Origin of the sequence: Psychrobacter proteolyticus (genome assembly GCF_039762275.1) — a bacterium.
GTDB lineage: Bacteria > Pseudomonadota > Gammaproteobacteria > Pseudomonadales > Moraxellaceae > Psychrobacter > Psychrobacter proteolyticus_C.
On sequence record NZ_JBDLOB010000002.1, the window covers coordinates 415,295 to 436,969 of the forward strand.

Sequence of the window (21,675 nt, forward strand, 5' to 3'; positions counted from 1 at the left end):
TAGCATTAGTTATTTATAATCAATCGCTTGATAGTAATGTTAAACCTGTCCAGTCACGACTTTGTGCATAGTCACTTATCGACTTACCTGCGATGGTTAAATTTGATGCCACCTCTCGCAGTGGTATTAAGACAAAATTGCGCTCACTTAAACCAGCGTGCGGTATTGTCAGTGTTGGATCAATAATCTGTGTCTCGCCGTATAGTAAAATATCAACATCTAGACTACGTTCACCCCAACGGCGCAAACGTGCTCGCTTAGCCATGCTCTCTAACTGCTGACAAAAAGCAAGCAGTTCATAAGGGGTAAGTGTCGTCTCAAAACCAGCTACTGCATTGACAAAATCAGGCTGGTCTTGTGGCCCCATCGGTGCTGAAGCGTAAAAAGAAGAGACACTTACTTCACGTACTTGCTCATGTGCTCGCATTACTGCAAGCGCCTGCTGCAAATGATCGGCAGGCGAACCTAGCTCATTAGCGAGGTTGCTACCCAAGCCCACATAACAGGTAACCCAGTTACTATTATCTGTACTGTTATCCATATTATGCGCTTTCAGTACTAGGCTGACGGCGGCGGCGCTTTGATGGTACAGGGCCTTTGTTATCAGTTACTTTTATAGCAGGTATCTGATCATTCGTATCTTGCTTCGCTTTAGCAGCCTTTGCAGTAGTTGCTTTCACCGATTTCTTGGCTCTCGCAGGTGCAGCAGTTTTTGTAGCGTCTTTGCTATCTACTGTCTTGCTAGCTACTTCCTTTACGCTTTTAGTATCGCTTTTAGCAGTGGATTCAACTGCAGGTTTAGGCGCTTTTTTCGCATACTTCGCTGCTGATTGTGCTTTGCTATTACTACCCTTCGCATCGCTATTGCCTTGTACTTCGATATTGCTCGCACTATCTACAGTAGGTTGACGACGGCGACGCTTATGCGGGATCGGCTCGTTATTCATACTGACTAATGCAGGTGATCTTGCGATCGAGCGAACTGGTCTAGCCTGATTAGCTGACGCTTGAGCTTCTGGCTGATTAGTATTAGACGGCTGAACGTTATTTGAGCGCTCAGCTTTAGCCGCTTGCTTTGGTGCATCTTGATTGGTTGATGCTTGCTTTCGTACAGGTGCTTTGCTTCGCTTCGACGTATCGTCAGCTGACAGTTGCTTCTGTAAAGGTGGCACAACATTCTCGTGCTCGATAACAAATAACGGCTTAGGCTTTGCCTGTTGACTTGCCGATTGTTTGTTATTAGCAAGAGACAACTTCTGCAACTGAGCAAGCTCGTTATTGTCTTGCTCTACTTGCTGCACGTTGTGTCTGCCGCTGTCATTGCGACCAGCTTTAGATTGACTGGCAGCGCGGCGGCGACGGGCTGGAATATTTGACGAATCATTTACCATTGATTGCTCATTTCTACCTTTTTCAGCACAGTCATCGGCTTTGTTTTGCTTTGTACTATTCTGATTAGGTTTTGCGTTATCAGTAGTTTGTGTTTTTGATTCTTGACGATTACGTCCGCGACCACGTTGCCCTTTTTTATAAGCACCTCGGCGAATATTTTCATCAAACTCATCAATCGCTTGCTGCTGCCCTTGTTCAGACAATGTTTGATACGTCTGCCACCAGTCACCCATATCATTGGTTGACTCTGATAGCGGATGCTCAGCATCGCCACATTGCTCACGCAATAACAAAAAGTCAAAGCCAGCACGGAAGCGCGGATGCTCAGATAGCTGAACGATTTGCTTGCTACGTGGGGCTGCAAGTTTCGGCTGCAATATCCAGATATCACGGATAAATTGCTCAGCAAATTTTGGAATAGCGGTTTTGATACGCTGACGGTCTATGACTTTACCAGCAGCATGCATTTGCGCTTCGGCGAACGGCATATTGCGTTTCTTGGCTTTTGCTAATTGATGTAGGTAATTTTCCCACAGTAAGGCAGCATAGAAGAACGCAGGGTTGATACTCTTGCCCGCTGCAATACGCTTATCAGTATTGATAGCTACCTGATTGACTAAAGAGCTTGGCTCAGATGGTGGATAGATAATGAGACTATCAATCGCACCTGATTCAAACAATAATGGCAATAGGGGTACTAAATAGCCACCAGTAAACATCTTTTGCGTTTCATCATAGAGACGATGCGGTGATATTTGCTCAAGCAGCGCCCAGTTTCCGTCATTAAATTGAGCAGACAACGCTTCATCAAACTCAAAACCCAACTTGGCCTTGAAACGTAAGGCACGGAGCAAGCGCACAGGATCTTCTTCGATACGTACTGGCGCATTGCCCAATAGACGAATGATTCTTTTATCAATATCATCAAGCGCGCCGCAGAAATCATGAACGATGCCTTTGAGCGGTTGATAATAAAGCGCATTAATAGAGAAGTCGCGACGGGAGAAATCTTGTTGGATATCGCCCCAAACATTGTCGCGCAGAATCATACCGTCTTGATTGGTATTAGCATCACTGGTTGGTGGACCACGGAAAGTAGCAACTTCAATCAACTCGCGACCTGAATACACATGCGCTAACTGGAAGCGGCGACCGATAATGCGGCAGCGCTTACCAAAGACATCTTTAATCTCATGTGGCTTGGCATCGGTGACGGCATCAAAGTCTTTCGGGCGCAGACCTAATAAAGTATCGCGCACACCACCACCAACGATATACGCATCAAACCCAGCACGGGTCAATGTGGCAATCACTTCAGTAATGGAATTGGGTAATTCAGATTTGTTCAGTTCTAACTGCTTGGCGGCACGCTCGGCCATGCATCTACTCCTCGCCGGTATTCTTTAACTACCCCTGAATAACACAGCGTTTATCAGGCGGATGTACCCGCTAGTTTAACAAATTTTGGACCTACTGGGGGTGTTATGACATTTACTTACATGCTATTTTGTCAATATTGGGGTTAATTAATGCAAAACACCCTCATTAATCGCGCACGCTTAAACGTCTTTGGTTTTTCTCGACCGTTTTTGCGCCAATGCCTTTCACCTTTGCCAGCTCATCCACTGTCTTAAAATCGCCAAATATATCACGATATAAAATTATTGCCTGCGCTTTACTGCTGCCGATACCATCTAACGAAACCAGCTCTCCTTCATTGGCTCGATTGATATTGATGACTTTCTGCTCACGCGCTTGTGTGATAGCTTTTTCTTTTGCGATTAAATACTCATAGGCACGTTTAGGGTCGTCAAAACAAGGATCTGCATTGGCGTTATTGAGTGCGACCACAGACAATAGGAGACTAAAAACTGTGGTCGTCAGTAAGCTGACAAGTGAAAATTTACGATGAGCGTTCATGCTGTTTCGCCGCTTCCCACAGTGCATCCATTTCTGTTATATCGCTGTCTTCAAGACGCTTGCCAGCGAATTCTAGCTGCTCCTCAATATAACCAAAGCGTGACTTAAACTTGTGCACGCAAGTTAAGGTAGCCGCTTCTGCATCAAGGTTTAGTTTACGTGCAACGTTCACGAGTGCAAACATACAGTCGCCTAACTCCTTTTCGACCTCTCTGATGTTAGCTTTGACCTCAGCTGTAGACTTATCTGTTAGCTCATGTTTTAGCTCAGCAATCTCTTCGTCTAACTTATCTACGGCACCTGCAATACCTTCCCAATCAAAACCCAACTTTGACGCTTGCTTTTGTACATCTTGCGCCTGCATCAAAGCGCTACCCGCTTTGACTTGATCTAAGCGACGCTTTGATTTACCACGTGCTTCGCGTGCCTGCTGCTCCTCAAGCTTGATTTCGTCCCAGCGTACTTTTACTGCCGCATCGTCTTTGAGCGTTTCAGCTTCAAACACATGTGGATGACGGCGAACCAGCTTCTCTTGCAAAGTACTGATAACATCGCTCATATCAAAGCGCCCTTGCTCCGCATACATCTGACAATGAAACACCACTTGCAGCAGCACATCGCCAAGCTCACCTTTGATGTCTTCATCATCGTCGCTTTGTACCGCTTCGCCTAGCTCGTAAGCCTCTTCAATGGCATACGGAATAAGGCTATGATTGGTTTGCTTTTTGTCCCACGGACAGTCTGCCCTTAGTCGTGCCATCAACGCTAACAAATCATCAAGCTGGCCAGTGGCGTCTGGCGTTCCTTGTACAGGCTTAGGCACGGTAATTTTATTGTCTGAAATACTCATAAGGGCGGCTCTTATCGTTTTATATGTTGTTTGCTGATTCGTCTAATAGTTAGTGTATCATTGAACACAGCTTGGCTTATAATTGTGCTACTGACGTTTTTCATTTTACCACCGCTCATGCGCGAGGAATTTTATCATTATGCTCACTTCTGCGACTACCAGCTATCAACCAGCCGCAAAATTCGACCCTATTACTATCAGCTCATTTAAGGCCTATGACATTCGGGGTGAGCTTGGGGTCAATCTCGATGAAGAGATCGCCTACCGTATCGGGCGCGCGTTTGCACAGATTTTGTATCAGCGTTATCAGGCAGCGGCTCAAACCCAAGCCGATGATGTAGCAACTCTAAAACCTGCTATCGTTATCGGTAGTGATATTCGCCACTCTAGTGAGCAATTAAAACAAGCCGCTATCAAAGGCATCGTTGATGCAGGCGTTGATGTTATTGATTTGGGCATGAGTGGTACGGAAGAAGTATATTTTGCTACCAGTCACTATCAGGCGTTAGGTGGTATCGAAGTAACTGCCAGTCATAACCCTATCAATTATAATGGCCTAAAACTGGTTAAAGAACATTCAAAACCAATCAGCGCTGATGATGGTTTGGCAGAGATTCAAGCACTGGCAGAATCTGGGCAGTTCACTACGGATAATCAATCAGGCAAATTGCGGTTATTGACGGATAAAAGCGCGTACATCAATCATGTTATGACTTTTATCGATACTGATAAACTAAAACCACTCAAACTGGTCGTTAATTCAGGCAATGGTAGTGCAGGTCCTGTGGTCGATTTATTAGTTGATAAATTAGCACAAGCAGATGCACCGATTGAAGTGATTAAATTGCATCATACTCCGGATGGTAGCTTCCCTAACGGCATCCCCAATCCAATGATTGAAGCCAATAGAGTGGCTACCCAGCAAGCCGTTTTGGAAAATAATGCTGATCTTGGTATTGCTTTTGATGGTGACTTTGATCGCTGCTTCCTATTCGATGAACATGGCGAATTTATCGATGGTAGCTATATCGTTGGTATGCTCGCTCAAGCATTTTTGAACAAATACCCAAGCGAGTCAATCGTCTATGATCCACGAGTGATTTATAACACCGAAGCAGTGGTAGAAGAACATAATGGTAAGGCTGTCATTAGTAAATCTGGACATTCATTTATCAAGCAAGTCATGCGGGACTCAGGTGCCATATATGGCGGTGAAATGTCCGCCCATCATTATTTCCGAGACTTCTTCTATTGCGATAGTGGCATGATTCCATGGTTGTTGACCATTGAGCTGTTGTCTATCACCAGTAAAACCTTATCAGAATTGGTCACAGGCTATATTGCTGCCTATCCTAGCTCAGGTGAGCTAAACTTCCGTCTTACAACCTATGACGCACCAGCTATCATCGATGCTATTGAAGAGAAGTTTAGTTCACAGAATCCAAATAAATCAACACTCGATGGTCTCAGTCTGAATTTTGGTGACTGGCGCTTCAATCTGCGTGCATCGAATACCGAGCCGCTTATCAGATTGAATATCGAAAGTCGCGGTGATCAACCGTTACTGGCTGCTAAAACTCAAGACATTCAACAATGGCTAGCAACGCAAGGTGCTGTACCAGCATAAAGTCATTAACCCATTAGAAACAGTTCTGACTGTCAGTCGAAAAAGGCTCGCTAATGAGTATTAGCGAGCCTTTTTTCTGTACACAGAAAACCTCAAATCAAACTATTTAGTTCGACCAATACCCATATAGTCACCTACTAAGCTATTAATTTGTGAGCGTGTCAGGGCATTTTGCGCATCAAATACTGGCATGGCTTGTTGATTGATTTTGCCAATATCTAATTGATCTCGCGGTGACCAACTAATGATGAAAATAGCATGGGTATCGCAAAGCTGTTGATAGGGACTAGTAATAAGCTCAAGCAATGGCTGTTGCTGATAAAGTTCGGCAAGCTCATGCTGTGCCTTATCGCTATAAACCAGTGTGCGAATATTATAAGACCACAGTAATGCTAACAACGGATGGATAGCTGAACCAGCGGTACGTCCTGAACCTGATTTATAACTACCGCCCCAAATCATGACCGTTTTATTATCGATAAAACCATCAAAATATTGCCAGAATTTACGGAATATCAGCTCTTTTTGGTCTTCATTGATATGCACAATAGATTGTAATAAAGGCATATCCAAACTGTGTGTGCGGCTTGACTGTTGCAATTTAGCCAGCTCAGTGGGCAAAGTATTACCACCGAAGCCCCACCCTGCTTTTAAATAACTGCTCCCTACCCGCTCATCCAATCCCATAATGCGACTGACTTGACTGATATCGACGTTTTGACTATCAGCCAAACGTGACATTTCATTCATAAAGCTTACTCTGGTTGCTAGCATCGCCATGATACTACTGCGAGCAAACTCTATCGTTGCGATATCAGCATGATGAGTAGCGCGTGCGTGCTGCATCAAAGGCTTCAGTATATTCAAGTGCTGGCTGCTACTTGCTGTCTTTTCACCCAGTAGCCATAACGAAGGATTCAACATCGAGCTATACGCATCGCCATCTTGTAAGAATACAAATGGCACATAGTAGACCCAAGCACGCTGTAAACGCTGAGCCAAATCGGCTACATGGCCTAATTGCTCAATGCCGCTCATAATTATAGGTAGCGCCTGCTGATGGCTTTGATTAAACGCGGTAATCCAACTGTCTTCTGTCCATGCTAGCTTGACACTGTCTAAAAACAACCAATAAAGCGTCAAAGTATTTTGAGCATCAGTTTCGTTATGACCAGCTGCTTCATAGCCTTTTATTAGTATATCGGCACTAACAGGTAATTCCTTACTGATAATGGCCTGCTGCTGCTCATACATTTGCCATAGCGCTTGCAGATGATGCTCAAAACTATACTGTTGTATCTGCTGCGTCAGTAGCGCCTTGTCTGCGTAAAGATGCACACACTGACCGAGACTTGCCAGCACCACTGCACTGGTAATCGCCTCTATACTGTGACCAATAAGCACACAAACTGTAGAGTCAGTTAATTGGTTTGGTTCAGATTTATTGTTATATTTATTCATATGGCTACCATCTAAAGCCGTTTCCATGAGCGTGCTTTCCTATATTATTGACACACCATTATCGCTAGGACAGCTGTTTGATACGCTGTAGTAATTGGTCAGTAGACGTATCAAATTGACCTTGAGAGTCTTGCTGGATATGCTGCATAGCATGGTGTACGGAGTCTGCCATTTGCTTGCCCATCTCGACGCCCCATTGATCAAACGGATTGATATCCCAAATACTGGCCATGACATAGACCTTATGCTCGTAGAGCGCTATCAATGCGCCTAAGCTATGCGGCGTCAGCTCATCAATCAGTAATGTGGTTGACGGTTGATTCCCACGGTAATACTTATATTTGTCTGCTTCGGAAACTGTCTGTGGATCGACCAGATCTGTCACAGCAGCATTGCCAAATGCCAACACTCGACTTTGCGCCAGACAATTCGCTAAAGACAATTCATGCTGTTGTTGCAATGAGGAGTTTCGCGCCTCATCACCGTAGCGACGTACACAAGCGATAAAGTCACAGGAAACCTGCTGCGTGCCTTGGTGTAGCAGCTGATAGAATGCATGTTGTGCATTTGAGCCAATTTCACCCCATAGAATTGGACACGTATCATAGTCAATATGATCCCCGTTCCGAGTAACAGACTTACCGTTACTCTCCATCTCTAACTGGGTTAAATAGCTGGGTAAATATCCCAATCGACCGTCATAAGGCAATACGGTATGCGCATTTACTTGTAAAAAAGTACTGTTCCAAACAGCTAGCAAGCCTAACAGTACGGGTAAATTGTCGGCAAAGTCAGCTTGTGCAAAATGCTCATCCATACTATGAGCACCACTTAATAAAGCCTTAAAGCCATTCATACCGATACGAATAGCAATGGCAAGGCCAATCGCCGACCATAAAGAAAAGCGACCGCCGACCCACTCCCAAAGCTGCAACTGATGTTCAGGATGAATTCCCCAAGCACTCATTTTTTCGCTATTGGCTGAAATGCCGATAAAGTGTCGACGCAATACACTATCTTCTGTGCCTGCACGGAGTTTTGCTGTTGCAAGTAGCCAAGATAATGCTGTCTTAGCATTTGATAAAGTATCAACCGTACCAAAGGATTTGGAAGAGATAATAAATAGTGTGGTCTCAGGATTTAAATGCTTGAGCAAATTATCAAGCTGAGTGCCGTCCATATTGGAGACAAAATGCACTTCAATACTGGTATTTGCCCATTCGTCGAGCGCTGTAGTCGCCATGAGTGGGCCTAGATCAGAACCGCCAACCCCGATATTGACAACATCTGTAATTGCCTTGCCCGAAAACCCGCGCCATGTGCCATTGCGCACACGCTCAGATAGGCGTGCTACTTGTGCCAAACTATGATGTACATCATCGACAATATTTTGTCCATCGACTTGTAATGTCGCTGTCTCTGGCAATCGTAATGCTGTGTGCAATGCAGCACGCTGCTCGCTGGTATTTACCATCACCCCTTGCAGTAATGAATCAATACGAGCATCCAGCTCACAACTATCGGCCAAACTTAGCAAATTAGACAATACTGTCTGATCAATACGTTGCTTACTAAAATCCATATACAGCGCACCAGCCTGCACGCTAAAATGCTTGGCACGCTTATCATCTTGCGAGAATAGCTGTGCAAGCGACCATGGATGCTTTGCAAGCGTTTGTAGTTGCTGCCAGTATTTAGAATGTCGAGCACTACTATATGCCTTGTCGCCCTTTATCTCATTCATCAGCTATTCATCATCTGCTAATTGCTGTTCGGCAAAGTAGATGAACGCCTGCATATACGAGCGCATATCGCCTGCATCGTAGCTATTGCCGCGCATAGTTGTGACATGGACACCATATTCACTAATGAGCGCATCAATCGCATCTGTCAGCTGAATCTCACCACCGACAGATGCTTTAGTATTGGCTAAGTAATCAAAGATATGGTTACTAAATACATAGCGTCCTACCACAGCCAGATTTGAAGGAGCAGCAGCTAAGTTGGGCTTTTCCACAAAACCAGCCACTTTAAAGCTAGCATTAGTATTTATTTCTTCATCAATCTCATTAGTATTGCTGAGCTTTTCATCTAGTTGAGCAATACCGTATTTATGCACATCTTCATCTGCTACCTGATCGACCAATATCTGTGAATGACCATCTGTAGAAAAGGCATCTAGCATAAAGGCCAAATTATCAGCTGACATGTTAGTGGTAAATGGATCAAGTACGACATCAGGTAACAATACGGCAAAGTCATGCTCACCAATGATTGGTCGCGCTGCCAGTACCGCATGTCCCAAACCTAACGCTTTACCTTGGCGTATCATCGATACCGTCACATCTTCTGGCAACCAATTTAAGCTATCAGCCAGCTTATCCTTGCCTTTATGACGCAATTGATTGTCCAACTCCGCATTGATATCAAAATAATTTTCAATCGCGCTTTTTTGCGCATGACCGACCAAGACAATATGCTTAATACCCGCAGCGATAGCCTCTTCGACCACGTAGTGAATAGCAGGGCGATTGCCAAGCGGCAATAACTCTTTTGGCACAGATTTCGACAATGGCAACATACGAGTACCAAAGCCTGCGACAGGAATAACAGCGTGAGTGATTTTTTTCATATAAATAAGACTGTTTCAAAAGTTAAGTGAGAATAAGGTAGTAGATAAACGATGATAACTTAACAAGTATCAAGATACATTGTATCCATTCGGGTTCATGCTCTGCCAACGCCATGTATTTCGACACATATCAGCAATCGATAATTCAGCTTGCCACCCTAACAGGGTTTTCGCTTTATCGGCACTGGCATAGCAACTGGCGATATCCCCTGCACGACGTTCTGCAAACTGATAAGGAATGCTCTGACCAGATATATCAGAAAATGCAGATACCAATTCTAATACAGAAGTACCTTTGCCAGTGCCTAAATTAATAGGTAAAAAGCCTACTGAGTTCTTTTTTGCCGTACCACCTTCATTTGGTCTGGTTTGTTTATTTAGATAATTTAGTGCAGACACGTGACCTTGCGCCAAATCAGTGACATGAATAAAGTCACGGACACCTGTTCCATCGACAGTAGGATAGTCATTACCAAAGATACTGAGCTTATCAAGTTTGCCGACGGCCACTTGAGAAATATAAGGCATCAAGTTGTTAGGAATATCATTTGGATCTTCGCCAATTTGTCCTGATGGATGCGCGCCTACTGGATTAAAGTATCTAAGAGCAATCAGATTCCAGCTGTCATCAGACACAGCTAGGTCTTCTAATATATGCTCAACGGTCAGCTTACTTTGTCCATAAGGATTGGTACAAGAGCGCTTCGAGCTCTCATCGATGGGTAAGGATTCAGGATCACCATAGACAGTGGCAGATGATGAAAAAACTATATTTTTAATATTATATTCTGCCATAACTTCTAATAATGTGATGGTACCGCTAACGTTGTTATTGTAATACAGCAATGGCTTTGCTACTGACTCTCCAACTGCTTTTAACCCAGCAAAGTGAATCACGCCAAAGAATTTGTGCGAAGCAAAGACTTCTCTCAGTAACTCAGAATCTCGTATATCCCCTTCGATAAACTCAACTGTCTGTCCAATAAGAATAGAGAGACGGTCAATCGCTTCACGGCTACTATTGGATAAGTTATCGTATACAACAATATCATAGCCTGCTTCATGTAGTGCTATACAAGTATGGGAACCGATATATCCAGCACCGCCAGTAACTAATATTTTATTCTTCATAACATCGATCCGTTACTTTATGAATTAGTTATTCGTCTTTGCTCATAAATGCAACTATACTGGGAACTATAATACATTGCCAACGTAAATATATTAATAATATATATCCAATTTTTCGCTACCAGCCCAAGCCGTCGCCTACTTCATGAAATTCAATAACTACTTAAAGCCACTATTGTCAGGTTACTATAAACACTATCGCTACCCTAACCAGCGTTTGGCGCTAGTGGTTGGTATGCTGCCATGGAAAGATATCGTCAACGAATGGGTGTTTGAGTCGGCACATGTACAAATACAACGACATTTTGATAAGCAGTATTTTAATCTTTGGCTCAAACCTTTTATCCAAAAGGTAAATCCTGTCATCTATATTTGGGGATATAAAGCGCCCCAATACTTTATTGAGTATGTCCGCGAGCAAGGTTTAGATATTTTTTTCTTAGAAGATGGTTTTATCCGTTCAGGTCCTGATGATGATAGCAGCATGCCACCGTTATCTATTGTAATGGATAGCCAAGCGCCATATTTTGACACAACGCGACCAAACGATCTGACAGACCTCATTGCAAATTTTGACTTTGAGCAAGATAACTATGATGAGGTGCTAGCACAAGAGATGCTTGATTATTATGTATCGCATAGAGTGAGCAAATATAATCATCAACCTTATGTCGATGTCGCACCAATATATGGTACTAAGAATAAAGAACGTATTCTGGTATTAGGTCAAGTACCACTTGATGACTCACTGAAATACGGTGGCGGTGAGGGTATTACTTTACTTGATGTAGTGAAGAAGGCAATCAAAGAAAGTGCTGACGCTCAGATAATCGTCAAACCACATCCAATGACGTTAGACAACCCTGACATTGTTAGTACACTTATCGAGCTAGATTGCCTTATCCTTACTCAATCTATTCATTTGGTCGATGCATTAGAGACTATCGATCATGTCTATACGATTACGTCGTTAGGTGGACTTGAGGCATTATTAAGAGGCAAAAAGGTCACCGTGTTAGGGCGACCTTTTTACAGAAGCTTAGCATTGATTAATCAGAATCAAATACACGTCAAAAAGAGCTTAATAACACCTCAATGGTTATATCTAGTATTCATTTACCAACTTTTATATTAATAATCTTCTAACTTACTCGGCATCATACTATTATTAGAAAAAGCTATTTCTACAACATTGCCTTTTCGTGTATAAAGCCATTTAAATCTTCTATCATATCGTTGAAGTTACTCGACATTTCCATTAATTTAGCTGTTTTTGCAGCAATATTGATATTTTTGATATTAATATCTTTAGTATAAATTGATAGTTTGCTGAACCTATCTGGAAAGTCCATTACAGAAAAGAAATCAAAAAATTTGAAGTCTTGATGTTGATCACGAGTTAAAAGATCATCTTCTATTTTTAACCAAATCCAAGGTATACCATATGCTTGGGCAATAATAACTCCATGTAACGATGACGAAATGCAGACTTTCGACGATGCTATTTGATTAATAACGTTAGCGGGAGTAGTCTGAACATCTACAACATTAAAATTTTCCATTAAGCTCTTTTCTGAGAGAAAATAATATTTATGCACATAATGAGGAACAATACAAATATCTTTATTTGCACTTTTATCAACTTTCGGTTCATACACTCTGGGTAATAAAAGCGCAGGATCTCCAAAAGATATTTCTTCCTCTTTAATATTTATGTGCTTGGCGAGCTCTTGATATGTTAATTTCCCTCTGAGGGATATAACACTTGTATCGTTTAGCTTTTCGAAAATCTTAGAAGATTTTCCTGTATCTAAAGGTCTAATTAATCCAGAACCCCATATCTTTATATTACGATGTGGTTGATACTCTGTCATTTGCACTACAGAACCAACTGTATATAGCACATGATCCGCACTCTTGTTTCTCATGTTTACACATTCAATATCAAAAATATTGTTTATTAATAATGGTCCAATCCAGTCACCAAAATTTGGTTTAGCATCCCACCAGAACGTTTTTAAGATTGGTTTCTCAGTGATATCATTATCATTAATTTTATATGAGCCCTCAATAAAAAACGGTTTGGAATTTTGAGCAAAACTATTTTTCTGATAAACCGTATTTGAAAATAGTTTAACGTAGTTATCTTTAAGGCTTCTTTTAGTTGGCAAATCTTTTATTTTATTTTCTGAATATCTTTTAGCTTCATCAAGACGTCCTATCTTGCTAAGCGTATTAACATAAAAGTTTATACCTAAAATATGACTTGGTGATTTTTCTTGAAGTATCTCAAGGGGCTCCAAGGCTGCATCATACCTTTTCATATTGAAATAAGCTTCACCTAGATACCAATAACCTATCCATAGATCTGGGTATAATGCAATTAGTTTTTGAGCCAACTCAACAACTTTTTCCCAATCATTTAGACTTTGATAAACTGTAATTTGACCTTTTAACCCTTGATGTCTTTTTGGAAACTTCAGCATTAGTAGGTCGAATTGTACATTAGCTTTATCATACTGAGCAGTGTTTTTGTAAGCCTGCCCGAGCCACCAATAAGAATGCCATAAAGTAGGGAACTTACTTTGGAAAACTAATGCACGCTCAATAACTTTATTCCAGTGTTTTCGATGCTGAGAAACATTAACTAGACCTTCAAGCCCTTGATGCTTCTTGGGAAATCTATCTAATAGAATATTAAATTGAACTACTGCTTCTTTATATTTACCTAAATTCTTGTAAGCTTGCCCAAGCCACCAGTAAGAGTGCCACATATCAGGAAACTTCTTCTGAAAAACTACGGCATGCTCAATCACCTTATTCCAGTCTTGTTGATGCTGAGCAATATTAACTAACCCTTCAAAACCTTGATACTTTTCAGGAAATCTTTGTATTAACAAATCAAACTGAATCTTAGATTCATCGTATTGAGCCAGGTTTTTATAGGCATGCCCAGTATTAAAAAGAATATTGTAATTAACAATATCATTTGATAGACCATCCCCTTGTATTATAAAGTTGGCATTCTCAATCACTTTATCGTATTCATTCTTCTGTAGCAGTTTATTAAGCTCATCAATTTTTTCATCTACGTTTTTCATGACAACATCATCCACGATATTTAAAATTATTTAAATAGTATTATAAAATATAAAATAAACATTCGAACATCTTATTGTTTCTAACAAGAATACTAAATAATATGTCTATTTTTATAACTTAGCCATTTTAACGATTGAACATACTCACATAACCACTCAATTCTTTTTTCAAAACTTAAATTTTCTAAAAACTCTTCATGGTAACTTTCCACATAAGAAGAAATAGATTCGGGACTATTAAATGTCATCTGATTACTATTACCATCTAAATAAAACATACTGCCTAAATAATATGTTTTCATTATTTTAGGAATTATTAACTCTTTATATCTGTGCTCATTTGCTACTACCATAGTCGGTATGTTCTTCACTAAAAGCTGCACTTCCATTGCTGAAATATCAGTTATTGCATGTGATACATTAGTTCTTCTATTTGGAGAGATATATTTAAATCCAACATGCAAAGCTTTTAATTTCTCTTTAAGAGATGCTTTACTGCTAATTATAGAAACCTTTATACCACTTTGAACAAGAATTAATATAATATTGTTCAAAGCAGATATATAGCTTTTATCTCGATGGCCTAGGTTTGGATGTTTCTGAATAATAACTTTCTCAACACTATTATTCTTGATAACTTTGGCTAGTAGATCTTTGATCCTGTCTGAAATCGAGGAAAAGTTTTCATCTGGAACCCCCCCTTCCCATGTAGGTGCATACAATAAAGTACGACTCTCTTTTTCATAAAAATAGTTGTTCTGTCCTACAAAGGTACTGCCCAATCTAATAACTCTATTATCTTCTATATCAGATTCAGTAAACAGACCCGCTTTTAAGTATCTATCAATACCAACTTGACCAGATGTTATAACATGATCATAGATACGAACTATTGGTTTGACAGAGGATTTTTTATTACTTTCACCATGTGTAATAAATACATGTGATACATTTCTAAAAGCAACCATACGACAATTAGATTGAGCATTAAATAAATAAAAAACTACTTTATTATCTTCGAATGAAATATCTGAATATTTCTTGATAAATTTATAACGAATATTATGATTTTCAAATAACTTTGAAATTACTTTATAATTCTCTTTATAATATTTTGCATAAATAGCAATGCATGAATTAGCATTGAAAACATTTGATTGAAAATAACTTAGTAACTGATCTATAGCTCCCTGTATCTTTGTATCAATATAAATATAATAGAGATTACTACTCATACTACTATTTATCCTTATCACTAATCATAAAGCCTTATAAAAATACTACAGATTTTTTATCTGTAGTATTTTTTCGTTAATTATATCTATAGCTTCTTTTCTCTGATCTATTTTCCCATCAAATACAAGCAGCTTCTTTCCTTCTATTTTGACTGCTTGCTCCTTTAAAGAAGATAAAGACTCTGCCCTATTTCTAGAAAACATCCAAACCTTCATCTGTTTCTTTTTCTCATTTACTTCAAAATCAAAGGCTACTTTATTATCATCTATGGTGAAATCTACTACTACTACCTTATTTTTAAATATCCAAGACCTATTAAATGTAGGTATATTTTTGAATCTTTCCTGAGTATTTTTTTCAATTAGATCAAGAGATTTTGATCTATTTGACAATTTATGAAACTCATCAAAATCTCCTGTTAAAAATAAAAGCGTTAATAACCTTTCATTTTCATAAATTTGAGAGAGACTAAAAAGCTCTCTATGAATATTAAAATACTTAGAAGTTAATTCGAACATATTACGAAATTTCATATTATTAAGATTAACTTTTCTTGTAAAATCTCTGATTCTTTCTACACTTCTAATGAGCCATGCATTATATAACTGTTGCTTATTGACATAGTCTTTATCATCATCCATGACGTAAATATAGTTCAAAGGCAAGTATATTGTCTGGTAAAACGATTCCATACTTATAGGCTTTTGGGACAAGTGTTCCCCTTCATGACTTAAAGCAGTATAATAAGCTTTGTCAGCTAATATAGAAACACGCTTTGCTTTAGATAAAACATTCATAACAAAAATCTGGTCTTCTCCCTTATCAACAGATTGTATAAATAAAATATTACTCTTATTTAGCAAACTTAATCTGATGAATTTTAAAGGGTTTAGTGCTCTTACAAGATGATTTTCTTGAATACTGGCATCGTTTACAAGACCGTTTTGAAACGGCCTACTTGGCACACTTCTACCATACGCCTTCATTTTTACATATACTATATCACTGTCATTCTTTGATGCCATCGCTATGCCATTTTCTAGTAGCTGCGAATCTACGTAGTCATCTGAATCTAAAAAAAATACATATTTTCCTAGACTAGCTTTTATTCCTTCATTCCTAGGTGCAGAAGCGTTTCCTGATCCTACTGGGCGCTTTAGTATTCTATAGTTTATATTTTTATCGATTAGAGACTCTATAGCATCTATGGAATTGTCTGTTGATGCATCATCTACAAAAATAACTTCCCATTTTGATTTATCATAAGTTTGTGAATTAATGGATTCAATACAAGGTTTTATGATTTCTTCTCGGTTATATACGGGTACTATTATGCTAACATCATATTTTTCCATTGCAGTTGAATCCCTTTCGGTTGTTTATTTAATAATTATATAACTTTTTTAACATCATACTTATGAAGCGTTACCTACCGTCTTTACGCACATCAATGACGATACCTGTTTTTTGAGAAGATAACGCTTTTAGACTTACTATAGCTACCTGCTCTGCATCTAATAATAGCTCAAGTGGTTCAATACCGAAGTTCGCAGTACGCATAGGAGTAGCTGTACGTTCTGGATTGATACAATTGACTTTGATACCATCATTTATCCACTCTTCAGCCAATGCTTGTGTGAAGTTTACAATAGCGGCGTTCGTAGAAGAGTATAGCGCATAGAATGCACGTCCTCTAGTATAAGAACTGGAAGTAAAGTTCAATAACATACCGCGACTCTTTTTTAGATAAACCTTACTTGCAATGGCTATATTGACGGCGCCTACATAGTTGATATTAATTAAAGAAGATATTTCTTCTAACTCGAGTAGGTCGATAGGTTTCTTTATGAGCAGGCCAGCAGTATTGACGATATAATCGATTTTTCCATACTCTTCGCTAACGGACTCTAAGAAACCTTTCACACCTTCTAAATCAGTAATATCTATTCCGTTATGACTACGACTAGCAACTTTTACTTTCGCACCATTCAAAAGAGCTAAGTTATTAATCTCTAGTCCAATACCAGAAGTCCCGCCAAATATCACTACCACTTTATCACGTAAGAAATCTAAGCTGTCGTTAGCAATAAATGCATTTTCATTACCTGCTTGTAGAAACTTCTCAGCAATAAATAAATCCATAGGATAGGTAACTTTAATATTTCTGTCGTCACCTGCAACAGTTGCCACTCTGACATGTGGCAACATAGCTCGAATAACACCACAATCACAAGTAAACTGTTTTCTACCTTTATCTATGGCCTGTTTATAAGCCTCTTGAATGCTACCTAATTTGAACCCTTGAGGAGTCTGTCCGCGACGCATCATCGAACGATTGGGTATGTTAGATATACAACCATCGTCATATACTTCTACTAACGTATCTGCTGATGGTATCACGACATCGATGGCATCAAAATTGTCTAGAGTTTCAATACAATCTTTTATAATTTGCTGTGTTACTAACGGTCTTACTGCATCATGAAACAATATTTTACACGTATCATCATTGTTTTTAAGAGCAGTCAATGCTGAATATGTCGAATCAAATCGCTCTTCACCACCACTAATAACTCTAGATACTTTTCTCCATTTATTATTTTTTATAAGATCCAACGTTCTCTCTATATGCGCCGCCTGCGCTACTATCAAAATCTCATCGATAAATTCGCTTTGCTCAAAAACGTCAATGGTATACTCAATAACTGCTTTTCCAGCGAGTTTAGTAAACTGCTTAGGTAAAGCGCCACCAAAACGAGAACCAGAACCTCCAGACAAAATTACTGCTATATTCTTAGTCATATTTTCCTCATATTTTTTTAATTTGTACTTAGATTCTGCAAATTCTTTGTAAACTCATCATTTTCTATGTAAGAAATACCTATCCAATACTCAGAAAAATCTTTTTGCCTACGATATAAATTTTCATGTTCGCTGAAAATATCTTGTAAGTCTTCTTCTGTTGAGAACTTTGAAATACCATTAAATGATATATATTTATTTTCAAACATATCTTCCAGATTTATACCATCAGGTGTATACATACATATTAGTGCACTTTCCGCTAACAACTCTTGTTGATAGTTGTTAATGTCACAAACAAGATAGTCAGTATCTAACAGAAGATCTTTATTAAAATTATCATAGATGTGACAGTTTATTTTATTGATTAACACAAACTCGACTAGCTGAGCCTTTAAATTTTTAAATAATAAATTTTTATTATCCAGAGATTGTTCTAATACAATTTTTATATTATAACCTTTGGGAAAATTACCGACCAACTGGGTCAAAATATTACTATTTGAATATATATTTTTTTGGCTTGATATTAATAGTAATACAGTTTTTTGATCTTTTTTAACGACTGGATCTTGTATTTTCCTAAATTGTGGCTTACCAATCTTTTTAATAGTTAAGTCTTCGATGTTTATTTTCAATTTCAGTTTATCAATTGAAGATTGAGACGAAAGCCAAAGCTCGTCATAAGCTCTTAAAACTTTAGTCACTTGTGCATCTCTATCCGAATTTTCGCTACCTAAAAAAATGTGCTTATACTTATTAAATCGTAATATGTGAATATTGTTTGCAGGATTTGACATGAAAAATATAGCTTTTAGATCTACAAGCTTAGTTAATGTAGCTTCTACATCTAAAGCTGACTTTGCAAAAAGTATATTTACCAGACGATACTCTTTTTGCACAAGTCTTAATAACTCTGCATTCCTTACTAGTATACTAAATTTAACTTGAGCCTTTATGAATTCTGGAACCCAATATCTCAAATGATTTAGTCCATTCTTTCCATCACCAGTCAATAAAATAAATTCTGAGTTATTAACTTTTTCAGAGTAACTATCGTTATGCATTATTAACACCTAATTCCTGTAGTTTTTCAACGAAACTATTATTCATTGTTTCTTCGACACTTATTATATACTCAGCTGCAATTTTCCTTTTATTAAACAGGAAATCATTGCCATCTAATACTACAGTAACTATCAGCTCTAGAAGCTGTGGTACCGACGAAAAAATATAGCAATATTCAGAATAAGGCATATTACTCTTAGATAAATTAAAGTCTTTATCTTTAGGAATATATAGAAAAATTGGTGCATTGGCTGCTAAACACTCAGATACTACAGCAGATATATCACAGATAAATATATTTGAGCTTTGGATATGATGTAAAAGACTATCTGCTTTGCTTATGACAGTAGTAGAATTAGCTGCTCCTAGTTTCCCTTCATGTTCCAGATCTGAAATATCTTTCTCTAAATTATTGAACTGCAAGTCTCTTCTACCAGTGAAAGGGTGCAGTTTAATCGACGTACTAATATTCGTTATGTTAGAAATCTCTGCTAAGACATTGGTTACTATAGATAAAGACGAGTAGTCTTGCTCTTTATAAGCACCTTCCCATGTTGGAAGATATAACAATCTATAACACCCATCAAAACGATCTTTCCAGTACACTTCAGAAGATTTGATAGCATCAATCAATGTAGGACGGCCGACTTTAATTTGTTTCAATCCATTTAATTTAAATCCTGCATTTTTAAATCTATCTATATGTGCTTGACCTGCTGTCCAATTTTCATCGTAAGCTCTAAAATACTTATGAGCGCTTGCACTCTTATCACTATCACCATGACCAATAAATATATGTTTAGTATCTACATGATACAATAAATGTGAGTTATTACCCGTATTAGACATATAAAAACATGCATCTATAGAAGCTACACTTTCAAATAATACATCGATATCCTCTTTATTCTTTGCTAAAACAATCGTTGCTTCCGGATACTCGCTAAGAATGTCATCATATGCTTCACCATAACGAGTGACTATAATAAAGCTAAAGCCTGATTGACAGAAATACTCATACCAAATTTTTACATGAGATAATGAAAACTGTTTTTCACCAGTATGTAATATGAAATATTTCGAAAATAAATTTATTTCGGTATTAATCAGTAGACTTGGTTTAACACTTGGTTTAACACTTGGTTTAACACTTGTCTTATTTTCTGTAATAGAAACATTTAGTATTTTTTGAGATTTATTTATCAATTGTTGCTTACGCTTTTTTATTGAATCTGAAAAAAAAAGTGTAGGATTATTGATTAACTTAGTTAATTTACTCATGTATCTATTCCATTATTTTCTTAATTTATATCTGGAGTTAATATCGATAGTATATATACTTAGCATTTAGAAAGTAAACATGTGAGATATCAACAGAAACTGCTCTAAATTAGCTTGAGACCTGACAGACATCTTTCTAAATTATTCTTTCCGAACATAAATGAAACTGCTTAAATTACAATAATTTAAGCATACATATCTAAGCAATAATTTCTGCAAATAAAAAGACACCCCATTGTAGGGGTGTCTTATCAGTAATTCAATAGAGTTTTGGTAGTTAGTAGACTAATGCCTATCTTACCAACCGGTAACTTCTTTTAGCTTATCGCCAAGCTTAGATGGGTCACGTGTGTACGCGATACCAGCATCTTCAAACGCTTTAAATTTCTCTTCAGCAGTACCTTGACCACCAGAGATAATAGCGCCAGCATGGCCCATACGCTTACCTTCTGGAGCAGTAACACCAGCGATATAGCCAACAACTGGCTTAGTTACATGGTCTTTGATGTAAGCAGCAGCTTCTTCTTCAGCAGTACCACCGATTTCACCGATTAGGATGATAGCTTCAGTTTGTGGATCAGCTTCGAACAGTTTCAATGCGTCAATCTGGTTCATACCAGGGATAGGATCACCACCGATACCGATACAAGTTGACTGACCAAAACCAAGCTTAGTTGTCTGAGCTACAGCTTCGTAAGTCAACGTACCAGAGCGTGAGATGATGCCCACTTTACCTGGCTGATGAATGTGACCTGGCATAATACCGATTTTGCACTGACCTGGAGTGATAACGCCTGGGCAGTTAGGACCAACTAGACGTACGTCACCAGCTTCTTCAAGATAGCGTTTTGCTTTTAGCATATCGATAGTCGGTACGCCTTCAGTGATCACAACGATCAACTTAACGCCAGCATCGATTGCTTCAACGATAGAATCTAGTACAAATGGTGCTGGTACGTAGATAACAGAAGCGTCAGCTTGAGTCACTTCCATGGCTTCCGCCATGGTGTTGAATACTGGTAGACCTAGGTGCGTTTGACCGCCTTTACCTGGAGTCACACCACCAACTACTTTTGTACCATATTCGATGGCTTGTTCAGAATGGAACGTACCATTTTTACCAGTAAAACCTTGTACCAATACTTTGGTATCTTTATCGATTAATACACTCATT

17 protein-coding genes are annotated in these 21,675 nt (G+C 38.8%); 2 read left to right on the forward strand and 15 right to left on the reverse strand.

The window, feature by feature from the left end:
• Nucleotides 1-19 precede the first annotated feature (19 nt).
• From folK to mazG, 4 genes are all read right to left on the reverse strand, one after another.
• Nucleotides 20-541, reverse strand: a complete 522-nt coding sequence (gene folK, locus ABFV72_RS04820) for a 2-amino-4-hydroxy-6-hydroxymethyldihydropteridine diphosphokinase (protein WP_347162641.1) — start codon at nt 539-541, stop codon at nt 20-22.
• A 1-nt stretch (nt 542) separates the two neighbouring features.
• A complete protein-coding gene (gene pcnB / locus ABFV72_RS04825) occupies nt 543-2,771 on the reverse strand; it encodes a polynucleotide adenylyltransferase PcnB (RefSeq protein ID WP_347162642.1) in 2,229 nt (742 codons plus the stop codon).
• A 166-nt stretch (nt 2,772-2,937) separates the two neighbouring features.
• Complete coding sequence (locus ABFV72_RS04830) at nt 2,938-3,312, reverse strand: ComEA family DNA-binding protein (protein ID WP_347162643.1); 375 nt, start codon at nt 3,310-3,312, stop codon at nt 2,938-2,940.
• Entirely contained in the window at nt 3,296-4,162 is an 867-nt protein-coding gene (gene mazG, locus ABFV72_RS04835) for a nucleoside triphosphate pyrophosphohydrolase (RefSeq protein WP_347162644.1), read from the reverse strand. The genes ABFV72_RS04830 and mazG overlap by 17 nt, the downstream gene beginning before the upstream one ends.
• Before the next feature lie 139 nt (nt 4,163-4,301).
• Here mazG and ABFV72_RS04840 point away from each other — a divergent pair, with 139 nt between their 5' ends.
• Nucleotides 4,302-5,789, forward strand: a complete 1,488-nt coding sequence (locus ABFV72_RS04840; protein WP_347162645.1) for a phosphomannomutase CpsG — start codon at nt 4,302-4,304, stop codon at nt 5,787-5,789.
• A 102-nt stretch (nt 5,790-5,891) separates the two neighbouring features.
• On the opposite strand, the gene ABFV72_RS04845 is transcribed toward ABFV72_RS04840, so the two are convergent.
• From ABFV72_RS04845 to galE, 4 genes are all read right to left on the reverse strand, one after another.
• On the reverse strand, nt 5,892-7,277 hold the full coding sequence (locus ABFV72_RS04845; protein ID WP_347162646.1) for a UDP-glucose/GDP-mannose dehydrogenase family protein: 1,386 nt from the start codon (nt 7,275-7,277) through the stop codon (nt 5,892-5,894).
• A 37-nt stretch (nt 7,278-7,314) separates the two neighbouring features.
• The gene (gene pgi, locus ABFV72_RS04850; RefSeq protein WP_347162647.1) at nt 7,315-8,994 is read right to left on the reverse strand and encodes a glucose-6-phosphate isomerase; all 1,680 of its coding nucleotides are present in this window, start codon (nt 8,992-8,994) and stop codon (nt 7,315-7,317) included.
• A gap of 3 nt (nt 8,995-8,997) precedes the next feature.
• Entirely contained in the window at nt 8,998-9,882 is an 885-nt protein-coding gene (locus ABFV72_RS04855) for a UTP--glucose-1-phosphate uridylyltransferase (RefSeq protein ID WP_347162648.1), read from the reverse strand.
• A 69-nt stretch (nt 9,883-9,951) separates the two neighbouring features.
• Nucleotides 9,952-11,013: a UDP-glucose 4-epimerase GalE gene (gene galE, locus ABFV72_RS04860; RefSeq protein ID WP_347162649.1), complete on the reverse strand. Its 1,062-nt coding sequence runs from the start codon at nt 11,011-11,013 to the stop codon at nt 9,952-9,954.
• A 145-nt stretch (nt 11,014-11,158) separates the two neighbouring features.
• Between galE and ABFV72_RS04865 the strand changes: the two genes are divergently transcribed.
• A complete protein-coding gene (locus ABFV72_RS04865) occupies nt 11,159-12,148 on the forward strand; it encodes a hypothetical protein (protein WP_347162650.1) in 990 nt (329 codons plus the stop codon).
• Nucleotides 12,149-12,197: 49 nt separating this feature from the next.
• Here the strand turns inward: ABFV72_RS04865 and ABFV72_RS04870 are convergent, their stop codons facing one another.
• The 7 genes from ABFV72_RS04870 to sucD form a co-directional block, all read right to left on the reverse strand.
• Nucleotides 12,198-14,114, reverse strand: a complete 1,917-nt coding sequence (locus ABFV72_RS04870) for a polysaccharide pyruvyl transferase family protein (RefSeq protein ID WP_347162651.1) — start codon at nt 14,112-14,114, stop codon at nt 12,198-12,200.
• A gap of 92 nt (nt 14,115-14,206) precedes the next feature.
• Nucleotides 14,207-15,349, reverse strand: a complete 1,143-nt coding sequence (locus tag ABFV72_RS04875) for a hypothetical protein (RefSeq protein WP_347162652.1) — start codon at nt 15,347-15,349, stop codon at nt 14,207-14,209.
• Between the two features lie 45 nt (nt 15,350-15,394).
• On the reverse strand, nt 15,395-16,705 hold the full coding sequence (locus ABFV72_RS04880) for a glycosyltransferase family 2 protein (protein ID WP_347162653.1): 1,311 nt from the start codon (nt 16,703-16,705) through the stop codon (nt 15,395-15,397).
• Between the two features lie 70 nt (nt 16,706-16,775).
• Entirely contained in the window at nt 16,776-18,152 is a 1,377-nt protein-coding gene (locus ABFV72_RS04885; RefSeq protein WP_347162654.1) for a bifunctional cytidylyltransferase/SDR family oxidoreductase, read from the reverse strand.
• 17 nt (nt 18,153-18,169) lie between these two features.
• Nucleotides 18,170-19,219, reverse strand: coding sequence for a hypothetical protein (locus ABFV72_RS04890; RefSeq protein ID WP_347162655.1), 1,050 nt, complete (start codon nt 19,217-19,219; stop codon nt 18,170-18,172).
• Nucleotides 19,212-20,501 carry a hypothetical protein gene (locus tag ABFV72_RS04895; RefSeq protein WP_347162656.1) on the reverse strand — a complete coding sequence of 430 codons (1,290 nt, stop codon included), beginning with the start codon at nt 20,499-20,501 and terminating at the stop codon, nt 19,212-19,214. The genes ABFV72_RS04890 and ABFV72_RS04895 overlap by 8 nt, the downstream gene beginning before the upstream one ends.
• Nucleotides 20,502-20,798: 297 nt before the next feature.
• The gene (gene sucD, locus ABFV72_RS04900; protein ID WP_347162657.1) at nt 20,799-21,674 is read right to left on the reverse strand and encodes a succinate--CoA ligase subunit alpha; all 876 of its coding nucleotides are present in this window, start codon (nt 21,672-21,674) and stop codon (nt 20,799-20,801) included.
• Between the last annotated feature and the right edge of the window lies 1 nt (nt 21,675).

Excerpts from the sequence above, each read along its gene's own strand:
- folK (WP_347162641.1), bottom strand. The coding sequence starts at position 541 with ATGGATAACAGTACAGATAATAGTAACTGGGTTACCTGTTATGTGGGC.
- pcnB (WP_347162642.1), bottom strand. The coding sequence starts at position 2,771 with ATGGCCGAGCGTGCCGCCAAGCAGTTAGAACTGAACAAATCTGAATTA.
- ABFV72_RS04830 (WP_347162643.1), bottom strand. The coding sequence starts at position 3,312 with ATGAACGCTCATCGTAAATTTTCACTTGTCAGCTTACTGACGACCACA.
- mazG (WP_347162644.1), bottom strand. The coding sequence starts at position 4,162 with ATGAGTATTTCAGACAATAAAATTACCGTGCCTAAGCCTGTACAAGGA.
- ABFV72_RS04840 (WP_347162645.1), top strand. The coding sequence starts at position 4,302 with ATGCTCACTTCTGCGACTACCAGCTATCAACCAGCCGCAAAATTCGAC.
- ABFV72_RS04845 (WP_347162646.1), bottom strand. The coding sequence starts at position 7,277 with ATGGAAACGGCTTTAGATGGTAGCCATATGAATAAATATAACAATAAA.
- pgi (WP_347162647.1), bottom strand. The coding sequence starts at position 8,994 with ATGAATGAGATAAAGGGCGACAAGGCATATAGTAGTGCTCGACATTCT.
- ABFV72_RS04855 (WP_347162648.1), bottom strand. The coding sequence starts at position 9,882 with ATGAAAAAAATCACTCACGCTGTTATTCCTGTCGCAGGCTTTGGTACT.
- galE (WP_347162649.1), bottom strand. The coding sequence starts at position 11,013 with ATGAAGAATAAAATATTAGTTACTGGCGGTGCTGGATATATCGGTTCC.
- ABFV72_RS04865 (WP_347162650.1), top strand. The coding sequence starts at position 11,159 with ATGAAATTCAATAACTACTTAAAGCCACTATTGTCAGGTTACTATAAA.
- ABFV72_RS04870 (WP_347162651.1), bottom strand. The coding sequence starts at position 14,114 with ATGAAAAACGTAGATGAAAAAATTGATGAGCTTAATAAACTGCTACAG.
- ABFV72_RS04875 (WP_347162652.1), bottom strand. The coding sequence starts at position 15,349 with ATGAGTAGTAATCTCTATTATATTTATATTGATACAAAGATACAGGGA.
- ABFV72_RS04880 (WP_347162653.1), bottom strand. The coding sequence starts at position 16,705 with ATGGAAAAATATGATGTTAGCATAATAGTACCCGTATATAACCGAGAA.
- ABFV72_RS04885 (WP_347162654.1), bottom strand. The coding sequence starts at position 18,152 with ATGACTAAGAATATAGCAGTAATTTTGTCTGGAGGTTCTGGTTCTCGT.
- ABFV72_RS04890 (WP_347162655.1), bottom strand. The coding sequence starts at position 19,219 with ATGCATAACGATAGTTACTCTGAAAAAGTTAATAACTCAGAATTTATT.
- ABFV72_RS04895 (WP_347162656.1), bottom strand. The coding sequence starts at position 20,501 with ATGAGTAAATTAACTAAGTTAATCAATAATCCTACACTTTTTTTTTCA.
- sucD (WP_347162657.1), bottom strand. The coding sequence starts at position 21,674 with ATGAGTGTATTAATCGATAAAGATACCAAAGTATTGGTACAAGGTTTT.